Genomic DNA, 15154 nt, shown 5'->3' with positions numbered 1-15154 from the left:
TTCCGGAGTTATGCACGCGACACGCCGTGTTCGGGCGTACACAACTCCGGAATTGGTGGCTGGGGGCTAGGGGTGCGGCGTTGGAGGGTGAGGGCGCCGACGACGACGGCGGCGACGGCGAAGCCGCCGATGATGAGGAGCTGGCCGCCGATGTAGGCGGCGTCGTGCGAGCCCGTGGAGACCGCGTTGAGCGCGTCCACCGCGTGCGAGAGCGGCAGCCAGTCGCTGATCTGGCGGAGGCCGTCCGGGAGCTGGTCGCGCGGGATGAAGATGCCGCCGAGCAGGATCTGCGGGAACACGATCACCGGCATGAACTGCACCACCTGGAACTCGGTGCGCGCGAACGCGCTCGCGAACAGGCCGAGCGTGCTGCCGAGCACCGCGTCGGTGACCGCGACCGCCACCATCAGCCAGGGGTCTCCCTTGATCTCCAGGCCGCACACCCAGACGGCGTAGCCGACCGCGACCAGCGACTGGACGATCGCGAGCAGCCCGAAGGCGAGGGTGTAGCCGAGGATGAAGTCGCCGCGGCCGAGCGGCATCGACAGCAGCCGCTCCAGCGTGCCGGTGCGGCGCTCCCGCAGCGTCGTGATGCTGGTGACCAGGAACATGACGATGAACGGGAACAGCGCCACGATGGCCGGCCCGATCGTGGCGAACACCGGCGTGTCCGTGAAGATCCAGGCGACCAGGCCGATCAGGAGGCTCGGCACGACCACCAGCAGGCCGATCGTGCGCGGGTCGTGCCGGATCTGGGTGAGCACGCGGCCGGCGGTCGCGAGGGTGCGGGTGGGGTTCATCGCGCGGCCTCCCCGTGCCCGGTCTCCTCGTGCTGGTTCTCCTCGTGATCGGTCTCCGTGGGCTCGCCGTCCTCGGTCCCTTCGCCGATCGCGTGCCGCGGGTGGTGCCTGCGCAGCAGCGTCAGGAAGGCGCCCTCCGCGTCCGCCGCGCCGGTCTCGGCGAGCAGCTCCTCCGGGGTCGTGTCCGCCAGGATGGCGCCCTCCCGCATCAGCAGCAGCCGGTCGCAACGGGTCGCCTCGTCCATCACGTGGCTGGAGATCAGGAGGCTGGTGCCGCCGTCCGCGAGCCGATGGAACAGCGTCCAGAGCTCGACGCGCAGCAGCGGGTCGAGGCCGACCGTCGGCTCGTCCAGTACCAGGAGGTCGGGGGAGCCGAGCAGCGCCGCGGCGAGGGAGACGCGGCTGCGCTCCCCGCCCGAGAGGGTGGAGACGAGCCGGCCGGCGTTCGGGCCGAGGTCCGTCGCCTCGATGGCGCGCTCGACGTCCGCCTTGCCCGCGCCGAGCACACTGCGGAAGTACGCCAGGTTCTGCCGCACGGTCAGGTCGTCGTAGACGCTCGCCGCCTGGGTCACGTAGCCGACCCGGTGCCGCAGGGCGGCCGAGCCGGCGGGCTGGCCGAGCACCTCGACCGTGCCGCCCGCGACGCGCTGGACGCCGACGATCGAGCGCATGAGCGTCGTCTTGCCGCAGCCGCTCGGGCCGAGCAGGCCGACGACCTGACCGCGCGGGATGTGCAGGTCGAGCCCGTCGAGCACGGTCGTCCGGCCGCGCTTCACGCGCAGCCCGTCGATGACGACGGCGGCGTCGCTGACGAGGTCGTCGCGCACGGAGGACGATGAATTCATCATGTGATGAATTATTCGCCTGGACCGCGCCCTCCGTCAATATCCCCGAACAGATGCCACTGGATGACCGGCCCCACCCGCCGCGCCAGCTCGTCGGGGGCCGCGCTCGCGACCGGCTGGAGCTTGAGCGCGTAGCGCGTCATCATCAGCCCGACCACCTGCGACGCGGCCAGGTCGGCGCGGAGGTCGGCGTCGTCGGAGTGCGTCAGCGCCGCCAGCCGGGTGAACACCTCGCGGGTCAGGAACTCGCGCAGCATCCGCGTGCCCGGGCCGCTGCTCAGCACCGTCCGGAGGATGAGCACCATCCGGCCGGCCGCGCGCTCGTCCTCCAACTGGGTGAGCAGGTAGCGCACCAGCATCTCTCCGACCTGCTCCCGGGGCGCGCCGAGGACGACGTCGAGCACCCGGTCGGGCCGCAGGGGGCCTCCAGCGTGGCCGCGAAGAGCTCGGCCTTGTCGTCGAAGTAGTGGTGCACGAGGGCGGAGTCGACGCCCGCGCGCCTCGCGACGGCGCGCAGCGACGCCGCCTCGTAGCCGCGCTCGGTGAACTCGTCGGCCGCCGCGCGCACGATGGCCGAACGGGTGGAGGCCGCCCCGCGCTCCTTGCGCGGCCGGCCCCTCCTGCGGCGTTCGGCGAGCTCACTCACGAGTGCCATTGTGCACCCCGGACCTGGTGCCCTGTCCATCCGCATTGCGGTTGCTTCGAGTGTGATGGGAAGCCCGTGGGAGGCGCATCCGTCCCGGTTAGGATGCTGTTCAGCGCAGTCGATCGGCGCATACACGCTTAGGAGTTCCCGCAATGGAATGGCTCATTCCGGTCATCATCGTCGTCGTGCTCGTCGCGATCATCGGAATCTACTTCTGGGCAACGTACAACTCGCTCATCACGCTCAAGGTGCGGGTGGACGAGGCGTGGAGCGACATCACGGTGCAGCTCAAGCGTCGTGCCGACCTCATCCCGAACCTGATCGAGACGGTCAAGGGCTACGCCGCGCACGAGCGCGGGGTCTTCGAGTCGGTGACCAAGGCCCGCGCCGAGACGCTGTCGGCGCAGACGCCGGGCGACGCGTCCGTGGCCGAGGGGCACATGCAGACCGCGCTGAAGAGCATCTTCGCCGTGGCGGAGGCCTACCCGCAGCTCCAGGCGAGCCAGAACTTCCTGCGCCTGCAGGCCGACCTGGTCGACACCGAGGACAAGATCCAGGCCTCGCGCCGGTTCTACAACGGCGGTGTGCGCGAGTTCAACACCAAGATCCGGGTCTTCCCGAACAACCTGTTCGCCCGCCGTCTCGGCTTCAGCGAGCGCGAGTTCTTCGAGGTCGACAACCTGGCGGCGATCGCCGAGCCGCCGCGCGTTCAGTTCTAGGGCGTCGATGTACAGGGCAATCGCCAGGAACAAGCGCAACACCGTCTTCATCATCCTGCTGTTCCTGCTCCTCATCGGTGCGCTCGGCTGGCTGTTCTCGGTCATCTACAACAGCTGGGCGATCCTGGCCTGGGTCGGGATCGGCGCGATCGTCTACGCCGTGTTCCAGTACTTCATGGCCTCCAGCCAGGCGCTCAGCATGTCCGGCGCCGTGCCGATCACCAAGGCCGACAACCCGCGGCTCTGGAACGTGGTCGAGAACCTCTCGATCACGACCGGGACGCCCATGCCGGCGGTCTACATCATCAACGACCCCGCGCCCAACGCGTTCGCCACCGGGCGCGACCCGCAGCACGCCTCCGTCGCCGCGACCACCGGCCTGCTCGACATCATGAACGACGCCGAGCTGGAGGGCGTGATGGCGCACGAGCTCGGTCACGTGCGCAACTACGACATCCGGCTGTCGATGATCGTCTTCGGCCTGACCGTCGCCATCGGGCTCATCGCCGACATCTTCGTGCGGATGGCCTTCTTCGGCGGCAACAACCGCAACAACAACAACGGCGGCGGCGGCAACCCGATCGTGCTGGTCTTCGGCCTGGTGGCCGCGATCATCGCGCCGCTGGTCGCGACGCTCGTGCAGCTCGCGGTCTCCCGCCAGCGCGAGTACCTCGCCGACGCCACCGGGGCGATGACGACGAGGCACCCGGACGCGCTCGCGAGCGCGCTGCTCAAGCTGCAGGACTACGGCCGGCCGATGCGCCGCCAGAACAGCAGCATGGCGCATCTGTGGATCGCGGAGCCGCTCCGGCCCAGCCTGATGAGCCGGCTGTTCTCGACGCACCCGCCCATCCCCGAGCGCGTCGACCGCCTCGAGAAGATGGGCTCGACCTTCTGACATTCGTGCCGAATGTCCACTTCGGCGGCGCCATTCGTGACATTCGGCACGAATGTGCAGGGGCGGGAGGCTACGCCTCGGCGGCCTCCAGCTCGGCGGTGCCGGTGTAGCGGTAGCGCACGCGCGTGCCGACCGCGCGCTCGTCCAGCGGGCGCCACTCGGTGCCGGCGTTGTTCGCGCCGTCGACCACGTCGATGTCGCGGATGAGGTCGGCGGGGGCTCCGTCGCGGTAGCCGGTGATGACCTCCGCGTAGACCGTGGAGTCCGGGTTCAGCAGCACCGCGATGTAGTGGCTCGACTCGCGCACGTCGTCCGTCGTCACCCACATGCGGTTGTCGAACTGCACGTGCGCGCGGCCGTCCGGCCCGCGTTTCACGCCCGTCACGATGCCGTCGAGCCAGCGTTCGCCGTCGCGGTACGCGAAGAGCTCGCGCATGGGCTGTTCGTAGTCGGCCTCGTCGGCCCCGTCGGCGTCCAGATACTCCAGCGGTGAACTCATGTCCCGCACCTTACCCCCGCACCCCGCGCCGCCGCGAGGGCGTCGTCAGAAGGCCGTGGGCGCGGCCAGGGCGAGCTCCGCAGCGAGCATGGGGGCGAGGTCGCCCCGTGCGCCCTCCGCCACCTCCACGCCGCCCAGGCCCTGCCAGGCCGCGGTCTCGCCCAGCAGCGGGACCAGCCGCTCGGCCACCCGGCCGCCGTCGCCGGCCTCCGTCCACGCGGACTGCACCCGCAGCACGCCGGCCTGCCGGTCGCTCTTCAGGTCGATGCGGCCGACCAGCTCGTCGTCCAGCAGGATGGGCAGCGAGTAGTAGCCGTACACCCGCTGCGGGGCGGGCGTGTAGATCTCGATGCGGTAGTGGAAGCCGAACGTCCGCAGCGCCCGGTCGCGGAACCAGACCACCGGGTCGAACGGCGACAGGAGAGCGGCGGCGTCGATGCTGCGCGGCCGGCGCGCGTCGCGGTGCAGCCAGGCCTTGACCGGGCGGTCACCGGCCCCGGTCCAGCCCGCCACCTGCACCGGGACGACCTCGCCCGCGTCCTCCAGCTCCTGCATCGCGACGGCGACGGCCGGCCCTTTGAGCCGGTAGTAGTCGGCGAAGTCGCGGAGCGTGCCGATGCCGTGGGCGACGGCCGAGCGGCGCATCAGCTCGCGGATGGCGTCGGCGTCGCTCACCGTGCGGTCGAGCACGCTCGCCGGGAGGACGTCCTCCACCAGCCCGTAGCGGCGCTGGAAGCGCGTGCGCCCGGCGATGGCGACCTCGCCGAACAGGAACATCCGCTCCAGCGCGCGCTTGACCTCCGACCAGCCCCACCACGGCCCGGACCGCCGGTTGGCGTCGTGCTCGATCTCGCCGGCCGCGAGCGGGCCCTTGGCGGCGAGCTCGCTGCGCAGCCAGGACAGCGTGGAGTCGTGCGCCGCGAACCACGCGTTGCCGGTGCCGTAGCGCTCGCGGTACTGGCGCATCCGCCAGCGGAACAGCGACCAGTCCTCCTTGCGCACGAACGCGGCCTCGTGCGCCCAGTACTCGGTGTGCGGCCCGCGCGCGTCGAAGGTCAGCCGGTCGAGGAGGGTGCGGTCGTAGGCGCCGAGTCGGGCGAACGCCGGGAGGTAGTGGCTGCGCTCGAACACGTTCACCGAGTCGATCTGCAGCAGGTTGATGCGGTCGATGAGCCCGTTGAGCTGGCGCGTGCCCACCACCGCGGGGCGCGGGCGCCCGAAGCCCTGGGCGGCGAGCGCGATGCGGCGCGCGAGGGCGGGGAGAGCTGTTCGACCACGGATCGACCTTAGCGGCAAGGTCCGACACTCCCCGTTCACCCGATGGTCACGTCCCGCTGGGCCACTGGTATGCCGGCCTCCCTAACGTGGCGTCGAGCCGGTTTCCACAGCCCGGCTGCCAACCCGACCTGGAGGACATTCCCCTAAAACCGCGTTTTAGGGGCGTCTACGTGCCCCTCGACATCAGTGGTGGCACGGGTGTGCGAGACGGGACGGCGTTCTAGAGTAATGCTCATGTCTGGTATCGTCCCGGGGGCGGACGCCGAGTACTCGGACGCCATCGACCCCTCAACCTTCGTGAAGACCCTCTCGCCGAGTGACCTGGTCACTCGGATCCGTCCGGGCGACATCCACTGGTGGCCGCCCTTCTTCTTCCCCATCGACACCATCAGCCCGACCCACACCGTCGGCAAAGGCCGCACCAACCTGACGCTGATCGCGTCGGACATCATGCAGACCGACACGACCGGCACGCCGTACGCGTCGTTCAGCTTCCGGCAGGTCCCGTCCGGCGGCCCCGGCGTCTCCGTCCACTTCGACCCGGGTGCGTACGGCGCGACGGCGGTCGCGAGCTACGTCGTGGAGTTCCTCATCGCCACGAGCGGCCCGGTGTCGCTCACCGTCGGCGGGTACGCCGGCGCGGGCAGCGTGACCGGCGCCGGCGTGAAGACCGTGAACGGGAACGTCTCGGTCTCGGTCGGCCTGAACAACGTCCCGCCGGGACAGGTGACCTACGCCTCGATCCAGCAGACGTCCTCCGGGCCCGCCTGGCAATGGTTCTCCACCTCCATCGAGCACCCGCCGCTGGTGTTCGAGCCCTGATCGTCATCGGGCGACCCGGCGCTTCCTGAGCGATCCTTCAGGATGAGCCGGGTCGCGCACCTAGACTGACGGGCATGGCAGAGAGCGACGCTCCGGCACCGCAGCATCCGTCCGTCCCGCCGGCCCGGGCGCGCTTCCTGAAGCGCCGGCGCGACCTCGCGACCCGGGTCGAGGAGGTCGCGCCGGTCGACGCGTCCCTGCCGCGCGGCGTGCGCCTGGCGGGAGCCTGGTCGTGGCGGCTGCTCGTCATCGGCGCAGTGATCGCGGTCGTGGTCTTCCTCATCGTCCAGCTCCGGCTGATCGTCGTCCCCGTGCTGGTCGCGGTGCTCCTCGCCGCGCTGCTGGTGCCGTTCAAGGACTTCCTGATCCGCCACCGCTGGCCGCGCTGGCTGGCGATCGTCGCCACGCTGCTGACGCTGATCGTGGTCGTCGGCGGGCTGTTCTACCTGGCGATCTGGCAGGTCACCCGGGAGAGCCACGACCTACAGACCCAGACGGTGGCGGCGTTCGACCAGTTCCGCAGCTGGTTGACGACCGGCCCGCTCGGCCTGACGACGGAGCAGATCGACGGCGCCTTCCAGTCGCTCTGGTCGTCGCTGCAGCAGGACAGCCAGGTCTACATCTCCGGCGCGCTCTCGATCGGCTCCACGCTGGGCCACGTGCTCACCGGTGCGCTGCTGACGGTGTTCAGCGTGCTGTTCATCCTCATCGACGGCCGGAGCATCTGGGGCTGGATGGTGCGGATCTTCCCGAAGAACGCGCGGGCCGCGGTCGACGGGGCGGGACAGGCCGGCTGGCTGACCCTGCGGAACTTCGCGAAGGTGCAGGTGCTCGTCGCCTCCATCGATGCGCTCGGGATCGGCCTCGGCGCGTTCTTCCTCGGGCTGCCGCTGGTGCTCCCGATCGCGGTGCTGGTGTTCCTCGGGTCGTTCATCCCGATCGTCGGCGCCGTGCTCACCGGCACGCTGGCCGTCTTCGTCGCACTCGTCTTCAAGGGCTGGGTCTTCGCGCTCATCATGCTCGCGGTGGTGCTGCTTGTGCAGCAGATCGAGGGCCACGTCCTCCAGCCGCTGATCATGGGCACGGCGGTGAAGGTGCACCCGCTCGCGGTGGTGCTGGCGGTGGCGGCGGGCTCGCTGCTGGCCGGCATCCCCGGCGCGCTCTTCGCCGTGCCGTTCGTCGCGGTGCTCAACGTGATGGTGCATTACGTGTCGTCCGGCGCCTGGCGGTCGACGCCGCCGGAGGCCACCGCGGCTCCGGAGGGCGCGATCTGGGAGACCGTGCCGCGCCCCCGCAGGGCTCCGCGGACGTAATCGGTCGCATTCATTCAGCGGTATATGACCACGAGTAGGCTGTGCGAGTGGATACCGCGACCGATCCGACGCGCACCCCGTTCGCAGGCCCTGGCCTCGACGAGATCGAGGCTGCGCGCGCGATCGTGGCCCGGGTGGCCCAGCCGACGCCGTTGGAGACCTCCCGGTACCTCACCGACGTGCTCGGCGCCCCCGTCATCCTCAAGTGCGAGAACCTGCAGCGCACCGGCTCGTACAAGATCCGCGGCGCCTACCACCGGCTCTCCAAGCTGAACGCGGAGGAGCGGGCGCGCGGCGTCGTCGCCGCCTCCGCGGGCAACCACGCGCAGGGCGTCGCCTTCGCCGCTCGCGAGCTCGGCATCCACGCCACGATCTTCATGCCCGTGGGCGTGGCCATCCCCAAGTTCCAGGCGACGCGCGCGTACGGCGCGGACGTCGTGCTCAGCGGCAGCATCGTGGACGAGACCCTCCGGGCCGCCGCCGACTTCGCCGCAGAGACCGGCGCGGTGCTCATCCCGCCGTTCGACCACCCGGACGTGGTCGCCGGGCAGGGCACCCTGGGTCTGGAGATCCTCGACGAGGTGCCGGACGTCCAGACCATCGTCGTGCCGATCGGCGGCGGCGGGCTCATCTCCGGCGTGGCCAGCGCGGTCAAGCAGCGCGCGGCCCGCGAGGGCGCACGGTCCGCGTGATCGGCGTGCAGGCGGCCAACGCCGCCGCCTACCCGGCGTCGCTCGCGGCGGGGGAGCCGACCGAGATCGCCGTCGTCGGGACCATCGCCGACGGCATTGCGGTCAGCAGGCCGGGCGCGCTCAACTTCGAGATCATCCGGGACGCGGTGGACGCCGTGGTCACCGTCACCGAGGACGACATCGCCCGCGCGCTGCTGGTGCTGCTGGAGCGTGCGAAGCTCGTGGTGGAGCCCGCCGGCGCGGTCGGAGTGGCCGCGATTCTCGCGGGACTCATCCCGGCGGACGACCCAGCCCGGCCGGTGGTCGCCATCCTCTCCGGCGGCAACATCGACCCGCTGCTGATGCAGCGCGTCATCGCCCACGGCCTCGCGGCCTCCGACCGCTACCTGCGGCTCTCGATCATGCTCCCGGACCGGCCGGGACAGCTCGCGCGCATCGCCGAGATCCTCGCCGGCGTCAACGCCAACGTGGTGGAGGTGCTGCACACGCGGCACGGCAACGGGCTCCAGCTCAGCCAGGTCGAGCTCGACGTCTCCGTGGAGACCCGCGGCACCGAGCACCGCGAGCAGGTCATCCAGGTGCTGCGCTCCGCCGGCTACGACCCCGTCCTCGAAGAGGAATAGCAGAAACCGCCGAGTTCGCAGATGATCTGCGTACTCGGCGGTCTCCGACTGATTTCGCGCGTACTCGGCGGTTACTGGCCGGTGTAGGTGTCGACCTTGGAGATCGTGACCGGGATCTGGCGGCCGTTGGGGGCGGTGTACTCGGTCTTGTCGCCGACCTTGAGGCCGAGGATGGCGGAGCCGAGCGGGCTCTGCTCGCTGTAGACGGGGAGGTCGGTGCCGGCCGCGATCTCGCGGTTGCCGATCAGGAAGACGCTCTCGTCGCCCGCGATGGTCGCGGTGATGACGGTTCCGGGCTCCACGACGCCGTGGCTCTCCGGCGCCTCGCCGACCGTGGCGCTGCGCAGCAGGTTGGTGAGCTGCACGATGCGGGCCTCGATCTTGCCCTGCTCGTCCTTCGCGGCGTGGTAGCCGCCGTTCTCCTTGAGGTCGCCCTCCTCGCGGGCCGCCTCGATGCGCTTCGCGATCTCGTTACGGCCGTTGACGCTGAGCTCCTCGAGTTCGGCCGAGAGACGGTCGTACGCGTCCTGGGTCAGAAAGGTGACCTGAGACTCCTGGGACATGATGAACTCCTTCGCGCCTGCACGGATTTTCCCGCTTCGGCTGATGGCCGGCTGGCGCCGGTGGGTAAAGTAGACGCCCCGGCCTCGGCCGGGGCGTATCCAGAGAATGTTAGGTCAGCCAGCAGGTGTTAATCAAACCCGTGTTGCTCTGCGAGATGGTCCGGATCGTCTCGTTGTACGTCGTCACACGGGAATCGGAGCCGGGATAGGTCACGATCCGCCAGCCCACGATCGCGTAGTCCTGGTTCAGTGCCTGCAACGCGCAGGTGACGCTGTCGCCCGGCTTGGCGTTGATGGTGAAGGTGATCCGCACATGGTGGGCGTCGGGGATCACGTACGCGGTGTCGGTGGTCTGAAGGTCGGCCTGGTCGTTGTCCCAGCCCGCCCAGAACACCCACGCGGTCACCACCGCGAGCACGGCGACGGCACCGCCGATCAGCAGCCAGCGATCGCGGCGGCGGCGCTTCGGGGTGCGGCCGTAGCGGGATGCGAGGGTCTCGGACGGCGCCTCGGTCACGCGTGCCATGTACTCGCCGTCCGCCTCTCAGGGGCATCGTTCAGGCCCGCCGTCGGGGCGACGGTAGGCTGAGACAAGACTAGGAGACGAAGCTGTGAATCGCGCTTCGCGCCTCCCGAACCACCCGATCCGAAAGCGAAGCCCGCCATGCGTCAGAACGACCTGTCCACCGTGTCCGTGGAGGCCGTGTGATGGGGGAGCTGTTGCTGAAGGCGGGCGTCTGGCTGGCCGCGACGCCCACGCCGTCGCCGACCTCCGGACCGAGCGATGACGCGGTCACGCCCGGCGTCGTCGGCTTCACCGTCACCTTCCTGATCGCGGTCGCCGCGGTGCTGCTGATCCTCGACATGACGCGCCGCATCCGCCGGGTGCGCTACCGCGACGAGATCGCGCACAAGCTGGATGCCGAGGCCGGCGAGCAGCAGGACGACGCGGACGGCGACTCCCGCCCCTGAACTCCCGGCGTCAGCCGTTGTAGGCGGGATGCAGCGCGATCAGCAGCGTCGCCGTCCAGTGGCAGAGGAACGCCAGCACCGTCAAGGTGTGGAAGATCTCATGGAACCCGAACACGCCGGGGAACGGGTTCGGCTTCTTGATTCCGTAGATGACCGCGCCGATCGTGTAGAACACGCCGCCGACGCAGACCAGCACCATCATCGCCACGTTGGCGTTGACCAGGTCGACGATGTACATCATCGCCGCCCAGCCGAGCAGCAGGTAGATCGGCACGTACAGCCAGCGCGGCGCGTGGATCCAGAACACCCGGAAGCCGATGCCGAGCAGCGCGCCGCCCACACGACGCAGAGCAGCACGATGCCCTTCTGCGGCGGGAGGGCGAGCACGGCGAGGGGCGTGTAGGTGCCGGCGATCAGCAGGAAGATGTTGGCGTGGTCGATGCGCTTCAGGATGACCTTCGTGCGCGGCCGCCAGTTGAAGCGGTGGTAGAGCGCCGAGTTGCCGAACAGCAGCATCGAGGTCAGCATGAACACCGCCGACGCCCACTTGGCCGGCGCTCCGTGCGCCAGGCTGATGAGCACGATGCCCGCGGCGATCGTGACCGGGAACGTTCCGGCGTGGATCCAGCCGCGCCAGGTCGGCTTGATGTCGGCCGGGTAGGCGGGGAGGCGTCCAGCAGCGGGATGTTCGGCAGCAGAGGGCCGCGGGAGTCGTCCGCCTTCACCGCGGCGTCGGCGGGCGGGAGGTCGGCGGCCGGCTCGGTGAGCAGCTCGCCGACGTCCTCAGGCTCGGGGGCGTTTCGCGGCGTCATGGAGCAAGAGTAGGGGAGGCGGGTGCTCGGATGCTGGGAATCGGACACGTCAGGGGCGCTAACGTAGCTGCGTGAGCGAGACGCAGTTCCGAGACGGCCAACGGGTTGCTCTACGGCCTGTACCAGAAGCGGCTGCGACGCGACATCGCCGGCCTCGGCCCGGAGTCGCTGCCCCGGCACGTCGCGATGATCATCGACGGCAACCGCCGCTGGGCCCGCCAGGTCGGCATGACGACCGTCGCGCACGGCCACCGCGCGGGCGCGGCGAAGATGCGCGAGTTCCTGGAGTGGTGCGACGACCTCGGGATCGAGGTGGTGACGCTCTACCTGCTGTCGTCGGACAACCTGACCAACCGGCCGAGCTCCGAGCTCTCCGACCTGATCGAGATCATCGCCGAGCTCGCCGACGACCTCTCCCGCTACCGCGACTGGCGGGTCAAGCACGTCGGCTCGATGACCGGTCTCCCGGAGCCGCTCGTGACCGCGCTGGCCGACGCCGAGAAGCGCACCGCCGACAAGAAGGGCCTGCACATCAACCTCGCGGTCGGCTACGGCGGCCGCAAGGAGATCACGGACGCCATGCGCAGCATCGTCGCGGCGCATTCGGCGGAGGGCGGCAGCCTGGAGACGTTGGCCGACCTCCTCACCCCCGATCTCATCGGCGAGCACCTCTACACGGGAGGCCAGCCCGACCCCGACCTCGTCATCCGCACCTCCGGCGAGCAGCGGCTGAGCGACTTCATGCTGTGGCAGAGCGCGCACAGCGAGTTCTACTTCGTGGAGGCCCTCGGCCCCGACCTCCGCGAGGTCGACTTCCTGCGCGCGATGCGCGACTTCTCCCGCCGCCACCGCCGCTACGGCTCCTGACGATTCGCGTCGCCGGCGGGTCGGACGGCAGGATGGTCCCCGGAGGTCACGATGACGACGATCGAGGAGTTCGCGGCGGGGTTCGGCGAGGAGCCCGGGTACCTGGACTACGGGCGCGTCGGACCGCTGTCGGCGGCGGTGCGCGCCGAGACGCTGGGGCAGTACGAGGCGCTCGCCACGGCGCGTTTCGGGACCGTCGACCGGATGAACGTGGAGGACGCCCGCGTCCGCGACGCGATCTCCGCTCTGACCGGCTTCCCCGCCGAGCAGATCGCCTTCCAGCCGAACGCCTCCACCGGCCTCATGCACGCCGCTTTCGGGCTCACCGGCGGCGACCTGCTGCTGTCTCCCGGCGAGTTCCCGAGCGTGACCTACGCGGCCGTGCGTGCCGCGCAGGCGATGCACGTCGTGACGCCGGTGTGGCTGGAGACCGACCACGGGCGCGTCACCCCGGCGCAACTCAAGGAGCAGCTCACCGACTCGACCAGCGCGGTGATGGTGAGCCTGGTCGACTCGCGCACCGGCTACCTCGCCGACATCGACGGCATCCGCCAGGTGATCGGGGACCGCCTGCTCATCGTGGACGCCATCCAGGGCTTCGGCGTGGTCGACGTCCCCTACGAGGTCGCGGACGTCGTCGTCTCCGGCGGCCAGAAGTGGACCAGGGCAGGCTGGGGCACCGGCTTCCTCGCGCTCAGCGAGCGCGCGATCGAGCACCTGACCCCCGTCTTCAGCGGCTGGGTCGGGACCGGCGAGGGTGAACGCTGGGACGACGTGCTGGAGCCGGTGAAGGGCGCGGCGGCCTTCACCGTGTCGAACCCCGACCTGGTCGCCGAGGCCCGCCTCGCCGCGGCGCTGGAGGAGGTCGCGGCGGTCGGCGTCGCCGAGATCGGCTCCGCCATCTCCGACCTGGCCGAGCAGGTCATCGACCTCGCCGACGAGTTCGCCCTTCCCGTCGCCTCGTCGCGCAACCCCGCGGAGCGCGCCGGGATCGTCGTGCTGGAGCCGCTGCCCGAGCAGTTGACCGTGCTGGCGGCCTCCCTGTTCAACCACGGGGTGTCAGCCAAGGTGCGGGCCACGAGCGTCCGGCTGAGCGTCCACGCCGGGACCACCGAGGAGACCCTGGACATGCTGCGCGCCGCCCTCACCTCCTACGCCTCGGCGGCCTGATCCGCGCCTCCCAGAACTGGGGGCGAATGTTCACCTGAACGAAACACGACACGCGGCATTCGGAGCCCCCTGTGTCGGCGGTGCGGCGTACTTTCGACTCATCGGGCACGGCGCCCGATCGAGACGGCCACATAAGTTCGTTTCGAGACCCAATGGCCGGCTCGCCAAGGATCCGCCGGCTCCAGCGCAAGCGGAGCGGCGGGGTGGGAGTGGTCGTGGCTGAATCAGGAACCCGGCAGTTCGAGTCGGCACCCAGCGGAACCCGTCAGAGCGAGCGCACGTATGTGCTCGACACCTCGGTGCTGCTGTCCGACCCCAAGGCGATCTTCCGGTTCGCCGAACACGCTGTCGTCATCCCTGTCGTCGTCGTGAGCGAGCTGGAGGGAAGCGCAACGATCCCGAGATCGGATACTTCGCGCGGCAGGCGCTGCGCAATCTGGACGATCTGCGGGTGCAGCACGAACGGCTCGACTTCCCGATCCCCGTCGGGGAGGGCGGCTCGCTCCGGGTGGAGCTGAACCACTCCAACATGTCGGTGCTGCCGAGCGGGATGCAGCTGGGCGACAACGACTCCCGCATCCTCGCGGTGGCGATGAACCTCGCGAACGACGGGCTCGCGGTCACGGTCGTCTCCAAGGACCTCCCGATGCGCGTCAAGGCGTCGTCGATCGGCCTGGCGGCGGAGGAGTACCGGCACGAGCAGGTCGTGGACAGCGGCTGGACCGGGCTGGCGGAGATCTCGCTCGGCAGCGACCAGATGAGCTCGCTCTACGAGAACGAGTGGATGAGCACCTCGCAGGTCGAGGGGCTCCCGGTCAACACGGGCCTGATCGTGCACTCGGACCGCGGCTCGGCGCTCGGGCGCGTGGTCGCCGACGGCGAGGTGAAGCTGGTGCGCGGCGACCGCGACGTCTTCGGGCTGCACGGCCGCTCGGCGGAGCAGCGGCTGGCGATCGACCTCCTGCTCGACCCGGAGATCGGCATCCTGTCGCTCGGCGGACGGGCCGGCACCGGCAAGTCGGCGCTCGCCCTGTGCGCGGGGCTGGAGGCCGTGCTGGAGCGTCAGCAGCACAAGAAGATCATGGTGTTCCGGCCGCTGTACGCGGTCGGCGGCCAGGAGCTCGGCTACCTGCCGGGCGACCAGGGCGAGAAGATGAACCCCTGGGGTCAGGCGGTCTTCGACACGCTCGGTGCGCTGGTGTCGCAGAACGTGCTGGACGAGGTGCTGGACCGCGGCATCCTGGAGGTGCTGCCGCTCACGCACATCCGCGGCCGCTCGCTGCACGACGCGTTCGTGATCGTGGACGAGGCGCAGTCGCTGGAGCGGAACGTGCTGCTGACGGTGCTCAGCCGCGTCGGGCAGAACTCGCGGGTGGTGCTGACCCACGACGTGGCGCAGCGCGACAACCTCCGGGTCGGCCGGCACGACGGCGTCGCGTCGGTGATCGAGACGCTGAAGGGCCACCCGCTGTTCGCGCACGTCACGCTGACGCGCTCGGAGCGCTCGGCGATCGCGGCGCTGGTCACGGAGATGCTGGAGGGCAACGAGCTGGCCTGAGGGTGAGCCGGCAGGCGAAAGAACCTCGCCTGCTGTGGATGAATTCGGGATTCTCGTATTTTCTGTGGAATCGTAAG

General features: G+C 70.1%; 16 protein-coding genes and 3 pseudogenes. 10 read left to right on the top strand and 9 right to left on the bottom strand.

The features are described from left to right. Positions 1-8 precede the first annotated feature (8 nt). The 4 genes from ACQ86L_RS05590 to ACQ86L_RS05575 are packed head-to-tail and all read right to left on the bottom strand — an operon-like array spanning position 9 to position 2291. Positions 9-800, bottom strand: a complete 792-nt coding sequence (locus tag ACQ86L_RS05590) for an ABC transporter permease (RefSeq protein WP_434318020.1) — start codon at positions 798-800, stop codon at positions 9-11. After that, on the bottom strand, positions 797-1648 hold the full coding sequence (locus ACQ86L_RS05585; protein WP_434318019.1) for an ABC transporter ATP-binding protein: 852 nt from the start codon (positions 1646-1648) through the stop codon (positions 797-799). The genes ACQ86L_RS05590 and ACQ86L_RS05585 overlap by 4 nt, the downstream gene beginning before the upstream one ends. Positions 1649-1656: 8 nt before the next feature. Further along, the gene (locus ACQ86L_RS05580) at positions 1657-2004 is read right to left on the bottom strand and encodes a hypothetical protein (RefSeq protein ID WP_434318849.1); all 348 of its coding nucleotides are present in this window, start codon (positions 2002-2004) and stop codon (positions 1657-1659) included. Continuing rightward, positions 1923-2291 (bottom strand): TetR/AcrR family transcriptional regulator, encoded by a 369-nt coding sequence (locus tag ACQ86L_RS05575; RefSeq protein WP_434318018.1) that lies wholly within the window; start codon positions 2289-2291, stop codon positions 1923-1925. Before ACQ86L_RS05575 ends, ACQ86L_RS05580 begins: the two co-directional genes overlap by 82 nt. 152 nt (positions 2292-2443) lie before the next feature. On the opposite strand from ACQ86L_RS05575, the gene ACQ86L_RS05570 reads away from it, so the two are divergent. Beyond that, entirely contained in the window at positions 2444-3010 is a 567-nt protein-coding gene (locus ACQ86L_RS05570) for a LemA family protein (protein ID WP_345834471.1), read from the top strand. A 7-nt stretch (positions 3011-3017) separates the two neighbouring features. Next, the gene (locus ACQ86L_RS05565) at positions 3018-3908 is read left to right on the top strand and encodes a M48 family metalloprotease (RefSeq protein ID WP_434318017.1); all 891 of its coding nucleotides are present in this window, start codon (positions 3018-3020) and stop codon (positions 3906-3908) included. Positions 3909-3978: 70 nt separating this feature from the next. Here the strand turns inward: ACQ86L_RS05565 and ACQ86L_RS05560 are convergent, their stop codons facing one another. Beyond that, entirely contained in the window at positions 3979-4407 is a 429-nt protein-coding gene (locus ACQ86L_RS05560) for a hypothetical protein (RefSeq protein WP_345834473.1), read from the bottom strand. A gap of 45 nt (positions 4408-4452) precedes the next feature. Continuing rightward, positions 4453-5703 carry a winged helix-turn-helix domain-containing protein gene (locus ACQ86L_RS05555; RefSeq protein ID WP_434318016.1) on the bottom strand — a complete coding sequence of 417 codons (1251 nt, stop codon included), beginning with the start codon at positions 5701-5703 and terminating at the stop codon, positions 4453-4455. Positions 5704-5919: 216 nt separating this feature from the next. Between ACQ86L_RS05555 and ACQ86L_RS05550 the strand changes: the two genes are divergently transcribed. The 3 genes and pseudogenes from ACQ86L_RS05550 to ilvA all read left to right on the top strand — a co-directional run bounded on the left by ACQ86L_RS05550 (position 5920) and on the right by ilvA (position 9135). Beyond that, positions 5920-6507: a hypothetical protein gene (locus ACQ86L_RS05550; protein ID WP_434318015.1), complete on the top strand. Its 588-nt coding sequence runs from the start codon at positions 5920-5922 to the stop codon at positions 6505-6507. Between the two features lie 74 nt (positions 6508-6581). Continuing rightward, positions 6582-7820, top strand: a complete 1239-nt coding sequence (locus tag ACQ86L_RS05545; RefSeq protein ID WP_434318014.1) for an AI-2E family transporter — start codon at positions 6582-6584, stop codon at positions 7818-7820. Between the two features lie 47 nt (positions 7821-7867). Beyond that, positions 7868-9135 (top strand): annotated as a pseudogene (ilvA, locus tag ACQ86L_RS05540) (threonine ammonia-lyase). Between the two features lie 71 nt (positions 9136-9206). On the opposite strand, the gene greA reads toward ilvA, so the two are convergent. Both greA and ACQ86L_RS05530 read right to left on the bottom strand, forming a co-directional pair. Beyond that, the gene (greA, locus tag ACQ86L_RS05535) at positions 9207-9698 is read right to left on the bottom strand and encodes a transcription elongation factor GreA (RefSeq protein WP_345834482.1); all 492 of its coding nucleotides are present in this window, start codon (positions 9696-9698) and stop codon (positions 9207-9209) included. A 109-nt stretch (positions 9699-9807) separates the two neighbouring features. Then, positions 9808-10224: a DUF4307 domain-containing protein gene (locus ACQ86L_RS05530; protein ID WP_434318013.1), complete on the bottom strand. Its 417-nt coding sequence runs from the start codon at positions 10222-10224 to the stop codon at positions 9808-9810. A 182-nt stretch (positions 10225-10406) separates the two neighbouring features. Here ACQ86L_RS05530 and ACQ86L_RS05525 point away from each other — a divergent pair, with 182 nt between their 5' ends. After that, complete coding sequence (locus ACQ86L_RS05525) at positions 10407-10670, top strand: hypothetical protein (RefSeq protein ID WP_434318012.1); 264 nt, start codon at positions 10407-10409, stop codon at positions 10668-10670. A 10-nt stretch (positions 10671-10680) separates the two neighbouring features. Here ACQ86L_RS05525 and trhA read toward each other — a convergent pair. Beyond that, positions 10681-11482, bottom strand: a pseudogene (gene trhA, locus ACQ86L_RS05520) (PAQR family membrane homeostasis protein TrhA). Between the two features lie 105 nt (positions 11483-11587). On the opposite strand from trhA, the gene ACQ86L_RS05515 reads away from it, so the two are divergent. From ACQ86L_RS05515 to ACQ86L_RS05500, 4 genes and pseudogenes are all read left to right on the top strand, one after another. Next, entirely contained in the window at positions 11588-12349 is a 762-nt protein-coding gene (locus ACQ86L_RS05515; protein ID WP_434318011.1) for an isoprenyl transferase, read from the top strand. Positions 12350-12400: 51 nt separating this feature from the next. Continuing rightward, positions 12401-13519, top strand: coding sequence for an aminotransferase class V-fold PLP-dependent enzyme (locus ACQ86L_RS05510; protein WP_434318010.1), 1119 nt, complete (start codon positions 12401-12403; stop codon positions 13517-13519). 152 nt (positions 13520-13671) lie between these two features. After that, a pseudogene (locus tag ACQ86L_RS05505) lies at positions 13672-14153 on the top strand (PIN domain-containing protein); the annotation flags it as partial. A 12-nt stretch (positions 14154-14165) separates the two neighbouring features. Further along, a complete protein-coding gene (locus ACQ86L_RS05500) occupies positions 14166-15077 on the top strand; it encodes a PhoH family protein (RefSeq protein WP_434318848.1) in 912 nt (303 codons plus the stop codon). Positions 15078-15154: the final 77 nt, after the last annotated feature.

It is taken from the genome of Leifsonia sp. P73 (genome assembly GCF_051059105.1).
In the GTDB taxonomy this organism is placed as follows: domain Bacteria; phylum Actinomycetota; class Actinomycetes; order Actinomycetales; family Microbacteriaceae; genus Leifsonia.
The sequence above is the reverse complement of the archived record's forward strand: the minus strand, read 5'-3'. Positions and strand labels throughout refer to the sequence as shown.